Raw genomic sequence first — 16,121 nt, 5'->3', positions numbered from 1 at the left:
ACAGCAACTGGCTGGCGGTGGTGGTGACGGTGGTGACGCTAGCGATCCTCGGCATTACTTTGCTGGTCTCAATGCTCGATGCACGTCTGCAAGCGCGCACCTCGATCCTCGCCCACTCGCTGGCGGAAGCCAACCGTGAGCTGGCACAGCTGGCGCTACACGATAACCTGACGCGTCTGCCCAACCGTATTTTGTTGGAAGATCGCCTCGAACAAGCTCTCAATAAAGCCAACCGCGAGAAGTCGCAGTTTGCGCTGATGTTTATGGATCTCGACGGCTTCAAAGCAGTTAACGACGCCTTTGGTCACCACGTTGGCGACAATCTACTGATCGGCGTTACCGAGCGCATGACCGAACAGATGAAAGGGCACTACACGCTAGCGCGTATGGGCGGCGACGAATTTGTGCTGCTGCTGGAAATTGATGAACCCAACGATGCCGCCGCGGTCGCCGATACGCTGGTGAAAGCGGTGGATCGTCCATTTGATATCTCGCGCTATGAGCTGGTGGTGTCGCTGAGTATCGGTATTGCGGTCTATCCTGGCGATGGCAAAGATGAGCGCGAGCTGATGTTCAACGCCGATGCCGCCATGTATCACACCAAAAACAACGGTCGCAACGGCTACACCTTCTTCCAGCCGTCGATGAATACGCTGGCGCAGTCGCAATTGCAGCTGAATAACGATTTGTGGCAAGCGCTGGATAACGAAGAGTTACGTCTGTTCTATCAGCCAAAATATTGCGCGCCGAGCGGCCCGATCCTGGGTTTTGAAGCGCTGCTGCGCTGGCAGCATCCTTCACGCGGTTTACTGGCGCCGGACGCCTTTCTGCCGATGGCGGAAAAGACCGGCATGATCATTAACATCGGCAATTGGGTAATCAACGAAGCCTGTCGCCAGCTGCGTTCCTGGCATCTGCAAGGCCATCCGCACTGGTCGGTGGCGGTTAACCTCTCGGCGCTGCAGTTTGAGCAGAATAACCTGATCGAAACCGTTACCGAGGCGCTGGCGCAGCACCAGATTCCGGCTGAACTGCTGACGCTGGAAGTGACCGAAACCACGGCGATGCGCGATCCGGAAGAGAGCGTGCGTATCCTCACCGAGCTCACCAACATGGGCGTGAAAGCCTCGATTGACGATTTCGGCACCGGCTACTCCAGCTTGTTATATCTCAAGCGGTTACCGGCCAGCGAGCTGAAAATCGATCGCGCCTTTGTTAACGAACTGCAGGCGCACTCCGAAGATGCCACCATCGTCTCCGCGATTGTCGCGCTGGCGCAGTCGCTGCACCTGAAAGTGGTGGCTGAAGGGGTAGAAACCCAGGATCAGCAGGCGTTCCTCACCGGCTTGGGCTGCGATACCTTGCAGGGCTATTTACTGGGCAAACCGGTTCCGCCGGAGCGTATCGCTGAGCTACCGAATTTCTACGAAGAAGTGTTAGAGCTGGAGCGCATGCCTTAACCCCCGATTCATTCCCTCTCCCGCTTGCGGGAGAGGGTTAGGGTGAGGGAAACTAGCCGCCAAATCCTCTACATCGGAGTTAGGGTGGCGAAATATCAGCAGTTGGTGGAGCAGCTTCGTACGCAAATCGAGGCCCGCATCTGGCCGCCGGGTGAAAAACTGCCGTCGCTGCGCCAGCAGGCGGAGCAAAGCGGATTAAGCCTGATGACGGTGATGCACGCCTATGAAGTGCTGGAGAGTCAGGGCTGGATCGTCTCGAAGCCGCAATCCGGCTACTACGTGGCACCGCGCGCTGCCGAGAGTCGTCCGCGCCTGCCAACCCAGGAGATCGCCAAAACCGATCAGGCCGATACCAACAGCTTTGTGTTTGATGTGCTGCAGGCCACGCGCAATCCCGCCATCATGCCGTTTGGCTCCGCCTTTCCCGATCCCGAACTCTTCCCGCAGCGCCAGCTGATGCGCTCGCTGGTGAAAGTCTCACACAATCTGAAACCCACCGATGCGCTCAACAACTTGCCGCCAGGTAATGAAGCGCTGCGTAAAATTCTCGCCCAGCGCTATGCGCAGCAGGGCATTACGCTATCGCCGGATGACATCGTCATCACCAACGGTGCAATGGAAGCGCTCAATCTGAGCCTGCAAGCGGTCACCGAACCCGGTGATTGGGTGATCCTGGAAAATCCGTCATTTTATGGCGCGCTGCAGGCGATTGAACGTCTTAAGCTGAACGCGATAGCCATCGCCAGCGATGTGGAGCATGGCATGGATTTGGAGGAGCTGGAGCAGGCGCTACAGCGCTGGCCGGTGAAAGCCTGCTGGCTGATGACCAATCGGCAAAATCCGCTCGGCTTTACCCTGAGCGCCGAGCGCAAGCAGCAGCTGGTGGCACTGCTGGCGAGCTACAACGTCGCGATGATTGAAGACGACGTATACGGCGATCTGTATGAAGGGCATGACAAACCACTGCCGGCCAAAGCCTTTGATCGCGACGGCAACGTGCTGCACTGCGGCAGTTTTTCGAAGAATCTGGTAGCGGGATTTCGCGTCGGTTGGGTGGCAGCAGGACGACACGCGCAGCGCGTGCAGCGTATTCAGTTGATGAGCACGCTGTCGACCAGCGCGCCGATGCAGCTGGCACTCGCCGATTTCCTCAGTACGCGCAGTTACGATACCCATTTGAAGAAGCTGCGCCAGACGCTGGCAAAGCGTAAGCAGCTGGCGCAACAGGCGCTGCGCCGCGTATTGCCTGTCGATGCCAGCATCAGCGACACGCCGGGCGGCTATTTTCTTTGGGTGGCGCTGCCGGCGCAGATCAACACCACAGAGCTCTATCATTTGGCGTTGCAGCAGGGGATTAGCATCGCGCCCGGCCAGCTGTTTTCCAGCAGCGAAGGTTTCAGCCACTGTTTCCGCTTTAACACCGCCTGGCCATGGGATGCACGCGCCGAAGCGGCGGTAGAAACGTTGGGAACACTGATCGCCGGGCTAAACGGTTAAACGTGGGCTGCCTGCTGGTGGCCCCAGGTCAGATAGTAGACGTCGTAGAAATCCACTTCACCTTTCTGCTTCATCAGACGATCAATGCCGCTGCGCACCCGATCCGGCGTGTGCGGATTATCGAGAATTTTGTCCAGCGCCTGCTGCGAAACTGGCTGCACGTAATACCACTCGCCGTTGTAGCACACGCGCAAATCCAGCGTATCGATATCTTCGAAACGATATTTCGGGTTGATATCCATCAGCATCAGCACGCTCATCACCACCACAAACGCCGTGGCAAACCAAAAAGCCGGCCAGCCGAGCATGTCGGTTGAGAAGATCAGCGCCACGCACAGCGCATAGCACAAGTACATGATGGCCCAGAGTCCCGGATGGGTTTTGAGGAAGGAAAAGCTAAAGCGCGGCAAATTATCACGCTGTCCTTCACGGTTCAGTGTGGCGATTTCGTCGAGCAGGATTTGTTTGATCGCGTCCATTGTTCACCTCTAATTATCACTGCCTGCCAGTAAAGCACATAACAGTGAAGCGAATTAGAGACAGATTTGGTGTGATTTTTTATAACAGTTGAGGTGCGCATGAATGCGCACCCTACAATGACCGTATCAAACATGAGTAGGGTCGCCATTTATGGTGACCGAAAAATGCAACGGTCAGGCATTTGCTAACTTACCTGACCCACAATCTGCAAATTCGCCTCATCGGGCACTTCGTTATACGACAGCACATTCAGCCCGTTCGCAAACAGACGTGCGTAGCGCGCAATCAGCGGACGAAGCTGCGGCGTCACCAGCAGCACCTGCGTCAGGTTCTGCGCTTTCAGCTGCTCCATCATCACCGGCAGCGTGCTCTGCAGCTGCGTCAGGATATTCGGATCAACCGGGAAGCTATCCAGCGCCACTTTGCCGGCTTGCTGCGCCTGATTCAGCGCCGCCAGCAGCAAATTCTCCAGGCTGTTCTCCAGCGTATACGCCGACAACGGTTTATTGTCTGGCGCAATCGCCGCCACCATGGCGCGACGTAAGGCAAAGCGCACATCTGACGAAAGCAGGATTGGATCCTTGGTGATCGACGCGCTTTCCAGCAAGGTGGTGGCGATGGTGGTGATGTCTTTCAGCGACACCTGATCATTGAGCAGTAAACGATAGACTTTCAGTTGCAAACTGTAATTCACTGCCGCATTAAGATCGTCGGACAGTTTTGGTGCCACGCTCGCCAATCTTTGATGCAGCTGCGTGATGTCGTCATAGTTGAACAACTCTGGCAGATTCTCGCGCACCACTTTATTGACATGCGTTGCTACCACGCTGGCGCAATCCACTACCTGATAACCCAAATTAAGTGCCTTCGCCTTCTGCTCGGGTAAAATCCACGTCACCGTCATGTTGTAAGCCGGATCAATATCCAACACGCCATCGATCTCGCCATACTGTTCAGGCGTAGGGATCGCCATCAAACGATCGGCATGCACTTCACCCACAGCGGTACGTACTCCGTTGATCTTTATTGCATACTGCGCAGGTTTGAGATGGAAATCCTCGCGCAGGGCGATCTCTGGCAGCAGTACGCCGCTGGTTTCCGACACAACCTGTCGCACGCCGCGCATCCGTTGAGTCAGCGGCGCACCTTTACCTTTATCCACCAACGTCACCAGCTTATAGCCAAGATTCAGGCCAATAGGCTCAACCATCGGGATATTATCCCAGCCAATTGCTAGCTGATCTTCCGGTTGTGCCAGCGCCTGCTGGATGGCATCCATGTCGCTGTGATCTTTGGTCGGTGCTTTTATTCCACGGCCCTGACGCCAGGCGGAGAACAGCAGCAGACCGGCGAACAGCAGAAACACCGTATGTGGCATACCGGGCACGATTGCCAGCACAAACATTACGGCGGCGGCGGTATAAAGCGTGCCAGGTCGCGCCAGCAGCTGCGACTTGATGTCATCGCCCATGTCCGCGCCATCACTGATGCGGGTGACGATAATTGCCGCTGCGGTTGAGAGCAACAGCGATGGAATCTGCGCCACCAAACCATCACCAATGGTCAGCAACACATACTGTTCAAACGCCTGTCCTGCCGGCAAACCGTGCTTGAACACACCAATCAAAATACCGCCAATCACGTTGATCAGCAGGATCATGATCCCGGCGATGGCATCACCACGCACGAATTTAGATGCGCCATCCATTGCGCCGTAGAAGTCGGCTTCGTTCGCCACATCTTTACGGCGCAGGCCGGCCTGTTCCTGATTGAGTAAGCCGGCATTGAGATCGGCATCGATCGCCATCTGCTTGCCGGGCAACGCATCCAGCGTAAAGCGCGCTGATACTTCCGAGATACGCTCTGCGCCTTTGGTCACCACCACGAAGTTGATCATCAAACGTGCCGCCAAAAGGGCTAATCACAGCCATCACGGTGGCGCGTGGAAAGTTGCTTTTGCCGACTTCACCCTGGCGATGATGGCGCTATTTATGGTGCTGTGGATTACCGCGTCGGTGAGTGTCGAAGAGCGCAAAGAGATCGTCGCACAGCTGAATGGCGCATCGATTTTTGATGGTTCGGCATTCAATCCGTTTGAGCAGGACGGCGGCAGGAGTGATGCGCCGCTCGGCGACACATTGGAAGTCAGCCAAAAGGAAGAGGCCCCCAAGCCAGCCGATATGCTGCAGTCTGGTGGCAAGCCACAGGAGCACCTGGATAGCGTGCTGTCACGTTCCGACGCTGAGCTGGCGAAACTGTACAAACAGATTCAACACATTATCAAAAGCTATAACGCGCAGGATGTGCTTTCCCTGGAAACCCTGCCACAAGGATTGCGTATTCTTGTGCAAGACGACCAGTCTCGCATGATGTTTCCGCGCGGAAGTGCGGTGTTGACGCCCTATTTTCAGAAATTGCTGACCGAACTCGGCCCGGTATTTAACCGTATCGATAACAAAATCATGATCAGCGGCCACACGGATGCCGCTAAGTACAGCGGCAACGCGGCTTACAATAACTGGAATCTATCTGGCGATCGCGCATTGGCTGCTCGCCGTGCGCTGGAGCGCGGTGGCCTGGAGAGTGAGCGCGTGTTGCAGGTTAATGCGATGGCCTCACGTATGCCGCTTGACAGAGAAGATGCGATGAGTGCGCGCAATCGCCGCATCGAAATTCTGGTGTTAACCGATGCCGCTGCTGAAACCTTATTCCAATTTTATGGCCGCGAAGGGGAGAACGTCGTGAAACCCATCGCTGAGCGCCTGCGATAACCTGTCAGTGCCTTTGAATCGCTTTTTTTGATTCTACCGGTGGCGAAATCCACCGGTTTTTTTTCGTTTAAAATTTATGCGGCGATCCGCCGTAGGGGCGCCATTCATGGCGACCACTAATCACCCGCACGCGATGTTAATAATGTTGCCAATAAATTTGACTTTAGTTAGCTAAATCATTCTTTTATGTGAATTTTGTTGGCGGGCGCACATTGCAATGCCGCTTTGGTAAGCCACAATTAAGCATCGTAATTAACCGGAGAAAGAGTATGACTGCCAACAACTCCAGCCTGCTGTTACTGATGTCTTTCGCCGCCGGCACCTTTTCCGCTGGATCCTCCAGCAATCCGCAACATTTGATGCTGTCGCTGCCGTCCGGCGGCGTGCCCAACAGCCCGTTACCGTTGATCATCTGGCCTGGCATCGTGCCGTATGACGCTGAAAATCCCACCGAAGACAGCGCCGTCTGGTTTGAAACCACCTTTACCCGCAACGGTTGGCCTGCCGCGTGGCGTGCGCCGATCTTCCCGTATACGCATTACCATCCGAACACCCATGAAGTGCTGGGCGTCGCTGCCGGTTGGGCGGAAGTACTGTTCGGCGGCGACAGCGGTCGCATGGTGACGTTGCGCGAAGGCGACGCGGTGTTGATCCCCGCAGGCGTTGGCCACAAACAGGTCTTTGCCTCAGAGGATTTTTTCACCGTTGGCGCCTATCCTGAAGGCATGTCCCCGGAAACCGTGCGTGATGAGCCGTCGCGTTTACGTGCGTCGAAGGAGAAGATCCAGCATGTTCCACTGCCGCACCACGATCCCTTTACCGGTGGCGAAGGCGCGATGACGGAGATCTGGCTGCCAATCGCGCAGCAGCTGATGCACCAGTAAAGTGCAAAACAGCCATTTCCGTAGACGCGGCGCGTGTGCCATGCCGGGGGCGAGCCTCTGGCACAGTTTGTGCAGGAGATAGTGAGGTCCTCTGACAAGCGCCGGGTAAATCATGAAAGAAAGCTACCAGATAGCATCGCACTTCTATGATGAGATGTTGCTGAGCGATGGCCAACACCGCGCTCACTACCAGCAATACTGGGAATGGTTACAACAGGCGGATAAAGAGGCTGTGGCGCGCAAGCGCGAAGAGGCGGAACTGCTGTTTCATCGCGTCGGCATCACCTTTAACGTTTACGGTGATGATGGCGGCGCGGAACGTTTAATTCCCTTCGACAGCGTGCCGCGCATCATTCCTGCCAGCGAGTGGGCGATGCTTGATCGCGGCATTCGCCAGCGCGTGCAAGCCCTCAACGCCTTCCTGCACGATATCTATCATCAGCAACTGATCCTCAAAGCCGGCATTGTGCCTGCTGAACAGGTGCTGGTGAACGATCAATATCAGCCCTGTATGCAAGGCGTCGATCTGCACCGCAATATCTATGCGCATATTGTCGGCGTGGATATGGTGCGCAATAACGATGGCGAATATTACGTGCTGGAGGACAATCTGCGCACGCCGTCTGGCGTCTCCTACATGCTGGAGAACCGTAAGATGATGATGCGCCTCTATCCTGAACTGTTCGCCGGGCAGCACATCGCGCCGGTTGAGCGTTATCCTTCGCACCTGCTGCAAACCCTGCGGGAAAGTTCGCCGGTTAACGATCCGGTGGTGGTGGTGCTGACGCCGGGTCGCTTTAACAGCGCCTACTTTGAGCACAGCTTCCTTGCCCAGCAGATGGGCGTTGAGCTGGTAGAGAGCGCCGATCTGTTTGTGAAAGATGGCGCGGTGATGATGCGCACCACCGCCGGGCCGTGCAAAGTCGATGTGATCTATCGTCGCGTGGATGATGCCTTCCTCGATCCGCTGGCGTTCCGCCCGGATTCGATGCTCGGCGTGCCGGGCTTATTATCGGTATATCGATCCGGCAACGTGGTGCTGGCGAATGCGATCGGCACCGGTGTCGCCGATGACAAATCGATCTACCCGTATGTGCCGGACATGATCCGCTTCTACCTCGACGAAGATCCGATCCTCAATAACGTGCCGACCTGGCAATGCCGCAAACCGCAGGATCTCACCTATGTGCTGGCCAACCTGGCGAAAATGGTGGTGAAAGAGGTACACGGCGCAGGCGGTTACGGCATGTTGATTGGGCCGGTGGCGAGCCAGCAGGAGCTGAGTGATTTCCGCGATCGCCTCAAAGCGCGGCCGGAAAACTACATCGCGCAGGACACGCTGTCGCTCTCGACGTGCCCGACCTTTATCGACAACGGCCTCGCGCCACGCCATATCGATCTGCGTCCGTTTGCGCTGTGCGGCGCGGATATTCGTCTGGTGCCCGGCGGCTTAACCCGCGTGGCGCTGAACGAAGGTTCGCTGGTGGTGAACTCGTCGCAGGGCGGCGGCACCAAGGACACGTGGGTTCTGGAGGATGACGCATCATGCTAAGCCGCACGGCCAGTGGCCTTTATTGGATGGCGCGCTATCTCGAACGCGCAGAACAACTCGCACGCGTGTTGGACGTCACCAACCGTTTGTCATTAATGCCAGTGCGTGGCAGCCAGGGCGATGAGCTGCTACTGCCGCTTAATCTCACTGGCACACGGGAACTGTTTGAAACCCTGAATGGCCGCTTCACCATGCCGCAGCTGTTCAACTTCTTCGCCCTCGATGACCGCAATCCGTGCAGCATTTTCAGCTGCTGGCAGGAGGCGTGGAACAACGCGCATGCGGTGCGCGGCAGTTTGTCGTCGGAAGTGTGGGAGAGCATCAACTCGACGTGGATTGAGATGCGTAACACGCGGCGACGCGGCATTACCAGCGCTAACGCCGACACCTTTTTCGATTGGGTGAAAGAGCGCTCGCACCTGTTTCGTGGCGCGATGTTTGGCACCTTACTGCGCGGCGATGCGATGAGTTTTATCCGCATCGGCACGCTGATGGAGCGCAGCGACGGCACTGCGCGTTTGCTGAGCGTGAATCAGCAATTGCTGGAGCAGCAGTCGGATTCGGTACGCGAGTATTATTGCCTCGACACCTTGCTGCGCGCGGTATCGGCGCGTGAAGCTTACAACGCCATCTTCAAGCAGCAGCTGTTGCCAGATCTGGTGAATGAGATGCTGATCCTGCGCAGCGAAAGCCCGCGATCGCTGCACTCCTGTATTGATGAGATCGCCACGCAGTTAGAGAACATCGGCAGCAGCGGCGAAGATCGCCCGCGCTATTTGATCACCGTGCTGCTGGCCGAGATGCGCTTCAGTACCTGGGAAAGTCTCACCAACGAAGGCTTGTATCACTGGCTCAATGAATTCCTGACGCGCCTGAATGCGCTGGCAGAGAGCATCAATCACACCTATCTGGAGGCTAAATGAGACTGAACATCGAGCATAAAACCCGTTACGCCTATGAACATCAGGTGACACTCAGCACCCAATATCTGCGCCTGACGCCGCAAAACTCGGTGCATCAGCAGATTATCTCGTGGGATCTCGAGCTGCCGTGTGAAGCGACCTGCACGCAGGATGCGTACGGCAATGTGATGCATGTGCTGACGCTGGATACGCCGCATCAGCAGTTGGATATCGCCGCGCGCGGCGTGGTGGAGATCCTTGATGATGGCGAATGGGCGCCCGATCCGGAATCGTTATTGTCGCCATTGGTGTTTCTGCGCACGTCGCCGCTGACGCAGCCGGACGGTGAGATCCGTGAGTTCGCCAAGCGCTACTGGCGACCGGAAAAACCGCTGTCCAGCCTGGAAAAACTCATGGATGAACTGCTGCTGAAGATGCCGTATCGTCCCGGCAGCACCTTGGTCACTGATGCCGCCACGAAAGTATTTGCCGCCGGCAGCGGCGTTTGCCAGGATCACAGTCACGTGTTTCTCGCCTGCTGTCGTAGTCTGGGGATTCCGGCGCGCTATGTGAGCGGCTATCTCTATACTGAAAACGTTGAGCACGTCGCCACTCACGCCTGGGTTGAAGCCTGGCTGGATGGCAGTTGGCACAGCTTTGATATCACCAATAATACTCGCAGCACGCGCCAGCATTTACGCCTGGCGGTCGGCGTGGATTATCTCGATGCGTGTCCGGTGCGCGGTATGCGGCTGGGCGGCGGCGGTGAAGATATGCTGGCGGTGGCTGCGGTGCTTCAGGTGCATGCGCAGCAGTAATCAGAACAGGCGTGACTATGACTTATTGTGTGGCAATGCGTTTATCGTCAGGGATGATTTTTGTATCCGATTCACGCACCAATGCGGGCGTTGATCATATTTCCTCGTTCCGCAAATTGCATGTGTTTCAGGTCGACGATGAACGTACGCTGGTGCTGCAAAGCGCCGGCAATCTGGCCACCACGCAGAGCGTGCTGAGCCTGCTGCGACGCAACAACGGCGATAGCGATCAACCGAATTTGCTGAATGGACGATCGCTGTATGACATTGCGCTGATGGTGGGCGAAACGCTGCGCGAGGTGATCAAGCGCGATGGCGAGGAGTTTGGCGGCACGCTGCTACTGGGCGGGCAGATTCGCGGCGAAGAGCCGCGACTGTTCCAGATCTACCCGCAGGGCAACTTCATTGAAGCCAGCGTGGATACGCCTTATTTTCAGATTGGTGAAAGCAAGTACGGTAAACCGATTATTGACCGCGTGCTGCGCTACGAAACACCGCTCAGCCAGGCGATGCAGTGTGCGTTGATTTCGATGGATTCGACGCTGGCGAGTAATATTTCGGTGGGTTTACCGCTGGATGTGATGGTCTATCGCACCGACAGTTTCAGCGACAGCGAGCAATATCACATCACCGAACATCATCCCTATTTTTCTCAAATTCGTCAGTTGTGGAGTAAAGGTCTGTTAAGCGTCTTTTCACAGCTGCCGCCGTTGAAGCTCTAACTCAGTAGGGTCGCCATTAATGGCGACCTGCTCATTCAAACCAACTCATTCAATTTCGCTGTCATATTAATCCCACTAATCCCTTTTAGACCTAACTTACGCAGGATTTTTATTTTATAGGTACTGACAGTTTTACTACTCAACTGTAATTGTGAAGCGATCTCTTTATTACTCATTCCCGACGCGAGTTTGACTAAAACAATCAATTCACGGCGCGTCAGGCTCATCAATTTCTCGCTTTCAATCAATTCCCCGGCGTCAGCAGCGGCATGAGTGATGGGATAAAAGCGTTTACCTCGCTCCACTTCTTTTATAGCCGTTATCAGCGTATCTAAATTCCCGCGCTTATAGACATAACCTTCCACGCCTAATTGCAAGCAACATCGTTGATAAAAAAGACTTTCCGAAGCAGTGAACACGATGATTTTCTGTTCTGGCATCGCACGCTTAATATCTGCTATCAGCGGAATGCCTGCGCGGCCGGGCATGGTGAGATCGAGCAGTACAACGTCTGGACGTATTTGGTGAAGCTCAGTAATCAGCATATCTCCCTTCTGTGCAGTTCCGACAATTGCATAGTGATAAGAATCTAAAAGTGCCTGAATACCCGCACAGATTAACGGATGGTCATCAACAATAAATACCGAATGAATCATATGTGTAGCCCAGAGGAAAAATAAAAAAATAAATGCAAAGTTAAAACACCATTTAAGAAACCTTAAAAACTGGTGTGACCAGATTAATTCACGCTGCTTAACAATAAGCATTAAGCTATGTCTTGAATTTGCGGCTTTAAGGTCAGTTTTGGTTTTTTATGCGTAAGAACAAGGAAAGTGACCGCTTTTTCGGCTCCTGGCACCACGTAGTCATAAATCTGAAAACAAGCCGTTTTAACGTCGAGGCGATAAACCGCTGCGCATAAAAAGGTGAATGATGTTTTCAGTTGATCAGCTTCTCGATACTTACTGGCCTGGCCATCAACCAGCGAACTGGCAAAAAAGAGCCCTGAAATGGGCGGTTCGTGAACATGAATTCCAGGCATTTGCCGCCCGCTATCGCCATCTCAAAGGCGTGGATATGGTGGAGCAAGTGCTGGAGCACCTGGATGTGCGCTGTGAATTGAGTGAACGCGATTTAGAGCAGATTCCCACGCGCGGGCCGGTGGTGATCGTTGCCAATCATCCGCTCGGCGCGCTGGATGGCCTGGCGCTGCTGGCGGCGGTTTCGCAGGTACGACGTGATGTAAAAATTGTCGCTAATCGCATGTTGATGATGCTGGAACCGATCAACAACATGATGCTGCCGGTGGATAACATGGGCAACCGCACCAGCCGCGAACAGCTGACGCACATGCAGCAGCATCTCGATAATCAGGGCGTGCTGATCATCTTCCCGGCGGGCGAAGTGTCGCGCCTTTCCAGCCGTGGCGTACGCGATCGTCACTGGCACCACAGCTTCTTACGCCTCGCCGCCCGCGCTCGCGCGCCGATCGTGCCGGTGCATGTAGTGGGGCGCAACAGCCTGGCGTTCTACGCCGCCGCTAAAATAGCCTCGCCGCTGGCGTTATTAATGCTGGTACGCGAAATGTTTCGCCAGCGCGGTACGCGCATCAAACTGCACATCGGCGAGCAGATCCCCTTTGCCAACTGGCATGATGGCCACACGCCGGGCAAAGAGCTGGCGAAGCGGCTGCGCAAACATCTCTATCGCATTGGACAAGGGCGGCGCGGCCTGTTCCAGACCGAAGCGGCGATTGCGCGGCCGGAAGATCGTGCCGAGCTGAAAAAAGCGCTAATGGAGAGCGAGCGACTCGGCACACTGCCGGATGGCAAGCAGATCTACCTGTGGCGACGCAACGGTGCCAGCTGGGTGCCGCTGCTACGTGAGCTTGGACGTTTACGCGAAGTGGCTTTCCGCGCAGTGGGCGAGGGCAGCGGGCGGCGTCGCGACCTCGACAAATACGATGATGATTACTATCACCTGATTCTGTGGGATGACGATGCGCTGGAGATCGTCGGTGCCTATCGCTTTATTCCCGGCGCTGAGCAGCTGGAGCGCCGTGGGCTGGAAGGTATTTATAGCGACAGCCTGTTCCACTACGACGAGCGCATGTTGCCGATCATCAATCAAGGTCTGGAGCTGGGCCGCAGTTTTATTCAGCCCGCCTATTGGGGTAAACGCGGTCTCGATTATCTGTGGATGGGCATCGGTGCCTACATCGCGAAGTATCCGGAAACCCGCTATCTGTTTGGTCCGGTTTCAATCTCGGGCGGCATGCCGCTGGCGGCGCGCGATCTGCTGGTGGCGTTTTATCGTATGTATTTCCCTACCGAACTGCCGCTGGCGACCTCACGCCGCCCTTATCCGGCCTCGCTGCCGGAAGTGCTGGCGCAGTTTACCGGCGATAATTACAGCGAAGATTTACGCCGGTTGAAGCATTTGCTGGCGAACCTCGGCACCGCCATTCCGACGCTCTACAAGCAATATTCCGAGGTGTGCGAGCCGGGCGGCGTGCAGTTTATCGATTTCGGCAGCGATCCTGATTTCAATAACTGTATCGATGGTTTGGTGCTGGTGGATCTGACGCGGGTGAAGCCCGCGCGTTATGAGCGGTATATCGGCATGCATTTGTGAATCGGTCGCCATAAATGGCGACCCTACGACGGGACAGGCATTTGTAGGGTCGCCATTTATGGCGACCTGGCCCAATGTCATGGAATCGTCATCACAGTGTCGTAGGGTCTTAGCCGGACTGTTAGCGAAAGGCCAGGAACATGGCATCAATCACACTGCGCGGGCTGCGCAAATCCTTTGCGGCGCAGCCGGTATTGCAAGACATCTCGCTGCAGATTGCGCAGGGAGAATTCATCGCCGTATTGGGGCCTTCGGGCTGCGGCAAAACCACCTTGCTGCGCTTGCTGGCCGGATTTGAAATCGCCGATGGCGGAGAAATCCACGTTGGCGACCGCTGCTTCGCTGCGCCGGGCGTGCATCTGCCGCCGGAAGATCGCCAGCTTGGCGTGGTATTCCAGAGCTACGCGCTGTGGCCGCATATGACGGTGGCGGAGAACGTTTCTTACAGCCTGAAAGTCAACGGCGTAGCGCGTGCCGATCGCGAGCGCCGCACGCAGCAGGCGCTGGAGCTGGTGGGATTAGAAGCCTTCGTCGCACGTCGTCCTGCCGATCTCTCCGGCGGCCAGCGTCAGCGTGTGGCGCTGGCGCGTTGTTTAGTCGCGCAGCCAACGCTGGTTTTGCTGGATGAGCCGCTCGCCAACCTTGATGTCCACCTGCGCGCCACCATGGAAGAGGAGTTCCGCCGCTTCCATCATCACAGCCGCGCCACCTTGCTCTACATCACCCACGATCAGCATGAAGCGATGGCGCTGGCCGATCGCATCGTGGTGATGGATGCCGGGCGCGTGATGCAGTTCGCCACGCCGCAAACGCTGTGGCGTGAACCGGCGAATGCCATGGTCGCGCGCTTTATTGACGACGGCAAGGTGCTGGCGGTCAGCGATATCGAACCGCTTGGCGATGGCCGCGCCTTTGCCACGCTGTGCGGCCTGCGCGTGCCGTTGCGCTGCGCGCTGGATCAGCGCCCGCAGCCACAGGCGCAAGCCAGTTTTCATGCAGTCGATTTCCATTTAGCCGCGCCGGGCGAACCGCAGTTTGCCGCACGGGTGCAGCGGGTGATTTATCGCGGCGGTCACCATCAACTGAATGTGGTTCCGCTGGATGCGCCCGAGTGCAGCATCACGCTGCTGCTGGCCGATCAACCTTTACCCGCTGTCGATGCCACTTTAGGTGTGGCAGTGCGCGACGGCTGGATTCTTCCTTCTTAACTTCTTAAACCTTCAGGGAAATGCTATGCGTACGTCGTTCAACGTGTTGATGTTAGCCAGTGGATTATTGGTTTCTGCCGCCAGCTTTGCCGACGAGGCACCGGCAGGAAAATTGGTGGTTTACACCTCGCAGGCACCGGAAATTGCCCAGCAAACCATGGATGCTTTTAAAGCTGCCTATCCCAATGTGCAGGTCGAGTGGACACGCAACGGCACCACGCAGTTAATGAACGTGCTGCGTACCGAAATGATGAGCGGTGAAGCCAAGCCGGATGTGCTGCTGATTGCCGACGCCATCAACCTCGGCGCGCTGAAAAACGAAAACCATCTTTACAGCTACAGCGATGCGCCGCTCAGCCACATCAATCCGTCGTTCTACGACAAAGACAAAACCTTCTTCGGTACCAAAATCATCGCCACGGTGATTGCCTACAACACCCAGCACGCGCAGCCGATTGATAGCTGGAACGCGCTGGCGGTCGATGCCAATAAAGGGCAGATTGCGGTGCCAAGCCCGCTTTACTCCGGCGCGGCGCTCTACAAGCTGCACACCGATATCAACACGCCGTCGATTGGCTGGAGCTTCTATAAGAAGCTGGCGGCCATCGGCGTAGCGCCGCAGGGCGGCAACGGTCCGGCGCTGAAAGCGGTCGCCAGCGGACTGGATAAGTACGGCATCATCACCGACGCCGACGTGATTCTGGCGAAGAAAAAGGGCTCTCCGGTGGATCTGGTCTATCCGAAAGAGGGCGTTTCCTACGTCACCGAGCCGGTTGCCATTATGAAAACCGCGCACAACCTGCCGGCTGCCAAAGCCTTCGTCAACTTTATGCTGTCCGAGCAAGGCCAGAAGCTGGTGGTCGAGCAGGGCAACCGTCCGGTGGATGATCGCGTCTCAGCACCGGAAGGCTTCACGCCGATCAACAAAATCAAACTGCTATCGCCGGACGTGGCGAAAGCGATTAATGAAGATGCGGCAGTGCGCGATCAGTTCACCGCGCTGTTCGGCGGCTAAGCATGAGCGTGTTGAGCAACGAATGGTGCAGTGCGGCACGCAAAGCGCCGCGCGTTAACAGCGAACGGTTGATTCTGGCGCTGATGGTGCTGCTGATTGGCTTGCTGTCGGTGGCACCGCTGATGCGGTTGGTGTGGACCGCCATTGCGCCCAACGGCGTGCCGGATATCGCGCGCTT

Annotated in this window: 13 protein-coding genes and 2 pseudogenes; 12 read left to right on the top strand and 3 right to left on the bottom strand. The window is 56.2% G+C overall.

Annotated features, from left to right (window positions below):
• Positions 1-1,460: putative bifunctional diguanylate cyclase/phosphodiesterase (locus RTY00_RS06945; RefSeq protein ID WP_312663910.1), on the top strand; the 1,460-nt coding region annotated here is incomplete at its 5' end.
• An 84-nt stretch (positions 1,461-1,544) separates the two neighbouring features.
• A complete protein-coding gene (locus tag RTY00_RS06940; RefSeq protein WP_312663909.1) occupies positions 1,545-2,957 on the top strand; it encodes a PLP-dependent aminotransferase family protein in 1,413 nt (470 codons plus the stop codon).
• Here RTY00_RS06940 and RTY00_RS06935 read toward each other — a convergent pair.
• Both RTY00_RS06935 and RTY00_RS06930 read right to left on the bottom strand, forming a co-directional pair.
• Positions 2,954-3,436, bottom strand: coding sequence for a YlaC family protein (locus tag RTY00_RS06935; RefSeq protein ID WP_008103330.1), 483 nt, complete (start codon positions 3,434-3,436; stop codon positions 2,954-2,956). The two genes, RTY00_RS06940 and RTY00_RS06935, sit on opposite strands and share 4 nt — an antisense overlap.
• A gap of 185 nt (positions 3,437-3,621) precedes the next feature.
• Positions 3,622-5,337: pseudogene (locus RTY00_RS06930) on the bottom strand (flagellar biosynthesis protein FlhA); the annotation flags it as partial.
• Between RTY00_RS06930 and RTY00_RS06925 the strand changes: the two are divergent.
• From RTY00_RS06925 to RTY00_RS06900, 6 genes are all read left to right on the top strand, one after another.
• Positions 5,327-6,208, top strand: a complete 882-nt coding sequence (locus RTY00_RS06925) for a flagellar motor protein MotB (protein ID WP_312663907.1) — start codon at positions 5,327-5,329, stop codon at positions 6,206-6,208. The pseudogene RTY00_RS06930 and the gene RTY00_RS06925 overlap by 11 nt on opposite strands.
• A 269-nt stretch (positions 6,209-6,477) precedes the next feature.
• Positions 6,478-7,092 (top strand): cupin domain-containing protein, encoded by a 615-nt coding sequence (locus RTY00_RS06920; RefSeq protein WP_312663906.1) that lies wholly within the window; start codon positions 6,478-6,480, stop codon positions 7,090-7,092.
• A gap of 112 nt (positions 7,093-7,204) precedes the next feature.
• Positions 7,205-8,644, top strand: a complete 1,440-nt coding sequence (locus tag RTY00_RS06915) for a circularly permuted type 2 ATP-grasp protein (protein WP_008103320.1) — start codon at positions 7,205-7,207, stop codon at positions 8,642-8,644.
• A complete protein-coding gene (locus tag RTY00_RS06910) occupies positions 8,638-9,567 on the top strand; it encodes an alpha-E domain-containing protein (protein WP_312663905.1) in 930 nt (309 codons plus the stop codon). The genes RTY00_RS06915 and RTY00_RS06910 overlap by 7 nt, the downstream gene beginning before the upstream one ends.
• Positions 9,564-10,364, top strand: coding sequence for a transglutaminase family protein (locus RTY00_RS06905; protein WP_312663903.1), 801 nt, complete (start codon positions 9,564-9,566; stop codon positions 10,362-10,364). Before RTY00_RS06910 ends, RTY00_RS06905 begins: the two co-directional genes overlap by 4 nt.
• 17 nt (positions 10,365-10,381) lie before the next feature.
• Positions 10,382-11,086: a proteasome-type protease gene (locus tag RTY00_RS06900; protein ID WP_008103315.1), complete on the top strand. Its 705-nt coding sequence runs from the start codon at positions 10,382-10,384 to the stop codon at positions 11,084-11,086.
• A gap of 35 nt (positions 11,087-11,121) precedes the next feature.
• Here RTY00_RS06900 and RTY00_RS06895 read toward each other — a convergent pair whose 3' ends face one another.
• A complete protein-coding gene (locus RTY00_RS06895) occupies positions 11,122-11,853 on the bottom strand; it encodes a response regulator transcription factor (RefSeq protein WP_312663902.1) in 732 nt (243 codons plus the stop codon).
• A 166-nt stretch (positions 11,854-12,019) separates the two neighbouring features.
• Between RTY00_RS06895 and RTY00_RS06890 the strand changes: the two genes are divergently transcribed.
• The 4 genes and pseudogenes from RTY00_RS06890 to RTY00_RS24705 form a co-directional block, all read left to right on the top strand.
• Positions 12,020-13,720 (top strand): lysophospholipid acyltransferase family protein, encoded by a 1,701-nt coding sequence (locus RTY00_RS06890; RefSeq protein WP_312663901.1) that lies wholly within the window; start codon positions 12,020-12,022, stop codon positions 13,718-13,720.
• Positions 13,721-13,860: 140 nt separating this feature from the next.
• Positions 13,861-14,928 carry an ABC transporter ATP-binding protein gene (locus RTY00_RS06885; RefSeq protein ID WP_312663900.1) on the top strand — a complete coding sequence of 356 codons (1,068 nt, stop codon included), beginning with the start codon at positions 13,861-13,863 and terminating at the stop codon, positions 14,926-14,928.
• Positions 14,929-14,953: 25 nt separating this feature from the next.
• Entirely contained in the window at positions 14,954-15,943 is a 990-nt protein-coding gene (locus tag RTY00_RS06880) for an ABC transporter substrate-binding protein (RefSeq protein WP_409519121.1), read from the top strand.
• A gap of 2 nt (positions 15,944-15,945) precedes the next feature.
• Positions 15,946-16,121, top strand: a pseudogene (locus tag RTY00_RS24705) (iron ABC transporter permease); the annotation flags it as partial.

This window comes from Pantoea sp. CTOTU49201 (genome assembly GCF_032054795.1).
In the GTDB taxonomy this organism is placed as follows: domain Bacteria; phylum Pseudomonadota; class Gammaproteobacteria; order Enterobacterales; family Enterobacteriaceae; genus Pantoea; species Pantoea symbiotica.
Note: the sequence above shows the minus strand (reverse complement) of the source record. Positions and strands in the feature narration are given on the sequence as shown.

Bases quoted from the DNA above. Each gene is read 5' to 3' on its own strand.
- RTY00_RS06895 (WP_312663902.1), bottom strand. From the start codon at position 11,853: ATGCTTATTGTTAAGCAGCGTGAATTAATCTGGTCACACCAGTTTTTA.
- RTY00_RS06890 (WP_312663901.1), top strand. From the start codon at position 12,020: ATGTTTTCAGTTGATCAGCTTCTCGATACTTACTGGCCTGGCCATCAA.
- RTY00_RS06910 (WP_312663905.1), top strand. From the start codon at position 8,638: ATGCTAAGCCGCACGGCCAGTGGCCTTTATTGGATGGCGCGCTATCTC.
- RTY00_RS06905 (WP_312663903.1), top strand. From the start codon at position 9,564: ATGAGACTGAACATCGAGCATAAAACCCGTTACGCCTATGAACATCAG.
- RTY00_RS06920 (WP_312663906.1), top strand. From the start codon at position 6,478: ATGACTGCCAACAACTCCAGCCTGCTGTTACTGATGTCTTTCGCCGCC.
- RTY00_RS06900 (WP_008103315.1), top strand. From the start codon at position 10,382: ATGACTTATTGTGTGGCAATGCGTTTATCGTCAGGGATGATTTTTGTA.
- RTY00_RS06880 (WP_409519121.1), top strand. From the start codon at position 14,954: ATGCGTACGTCGTTCAACGTGTTGATGTTAGCCAGTGGATTATTGGTT.
- RTY00_RS06935 (WP_008103330.1), bottom strand. From the start codon at position 3,436: ATGGACGCGATCAAACAAATCCTGCTCGACGAAATCGCCACACTGAAC.
- RTY00_RS06915 (WP_008103320.1), top strand. From the start codon at position 7,205: ATGAAAGAAAGCTACCAGATAGCATCGCACTTCTATGATGAGATGTTG.
- RTY00_RS06885 (WP_312663900.1), top strand. From the start codon at position 13,861: ATGGCATCAATCACACTGCGCGGGCTGCGCAAATCCTTTGCGGCGCAG.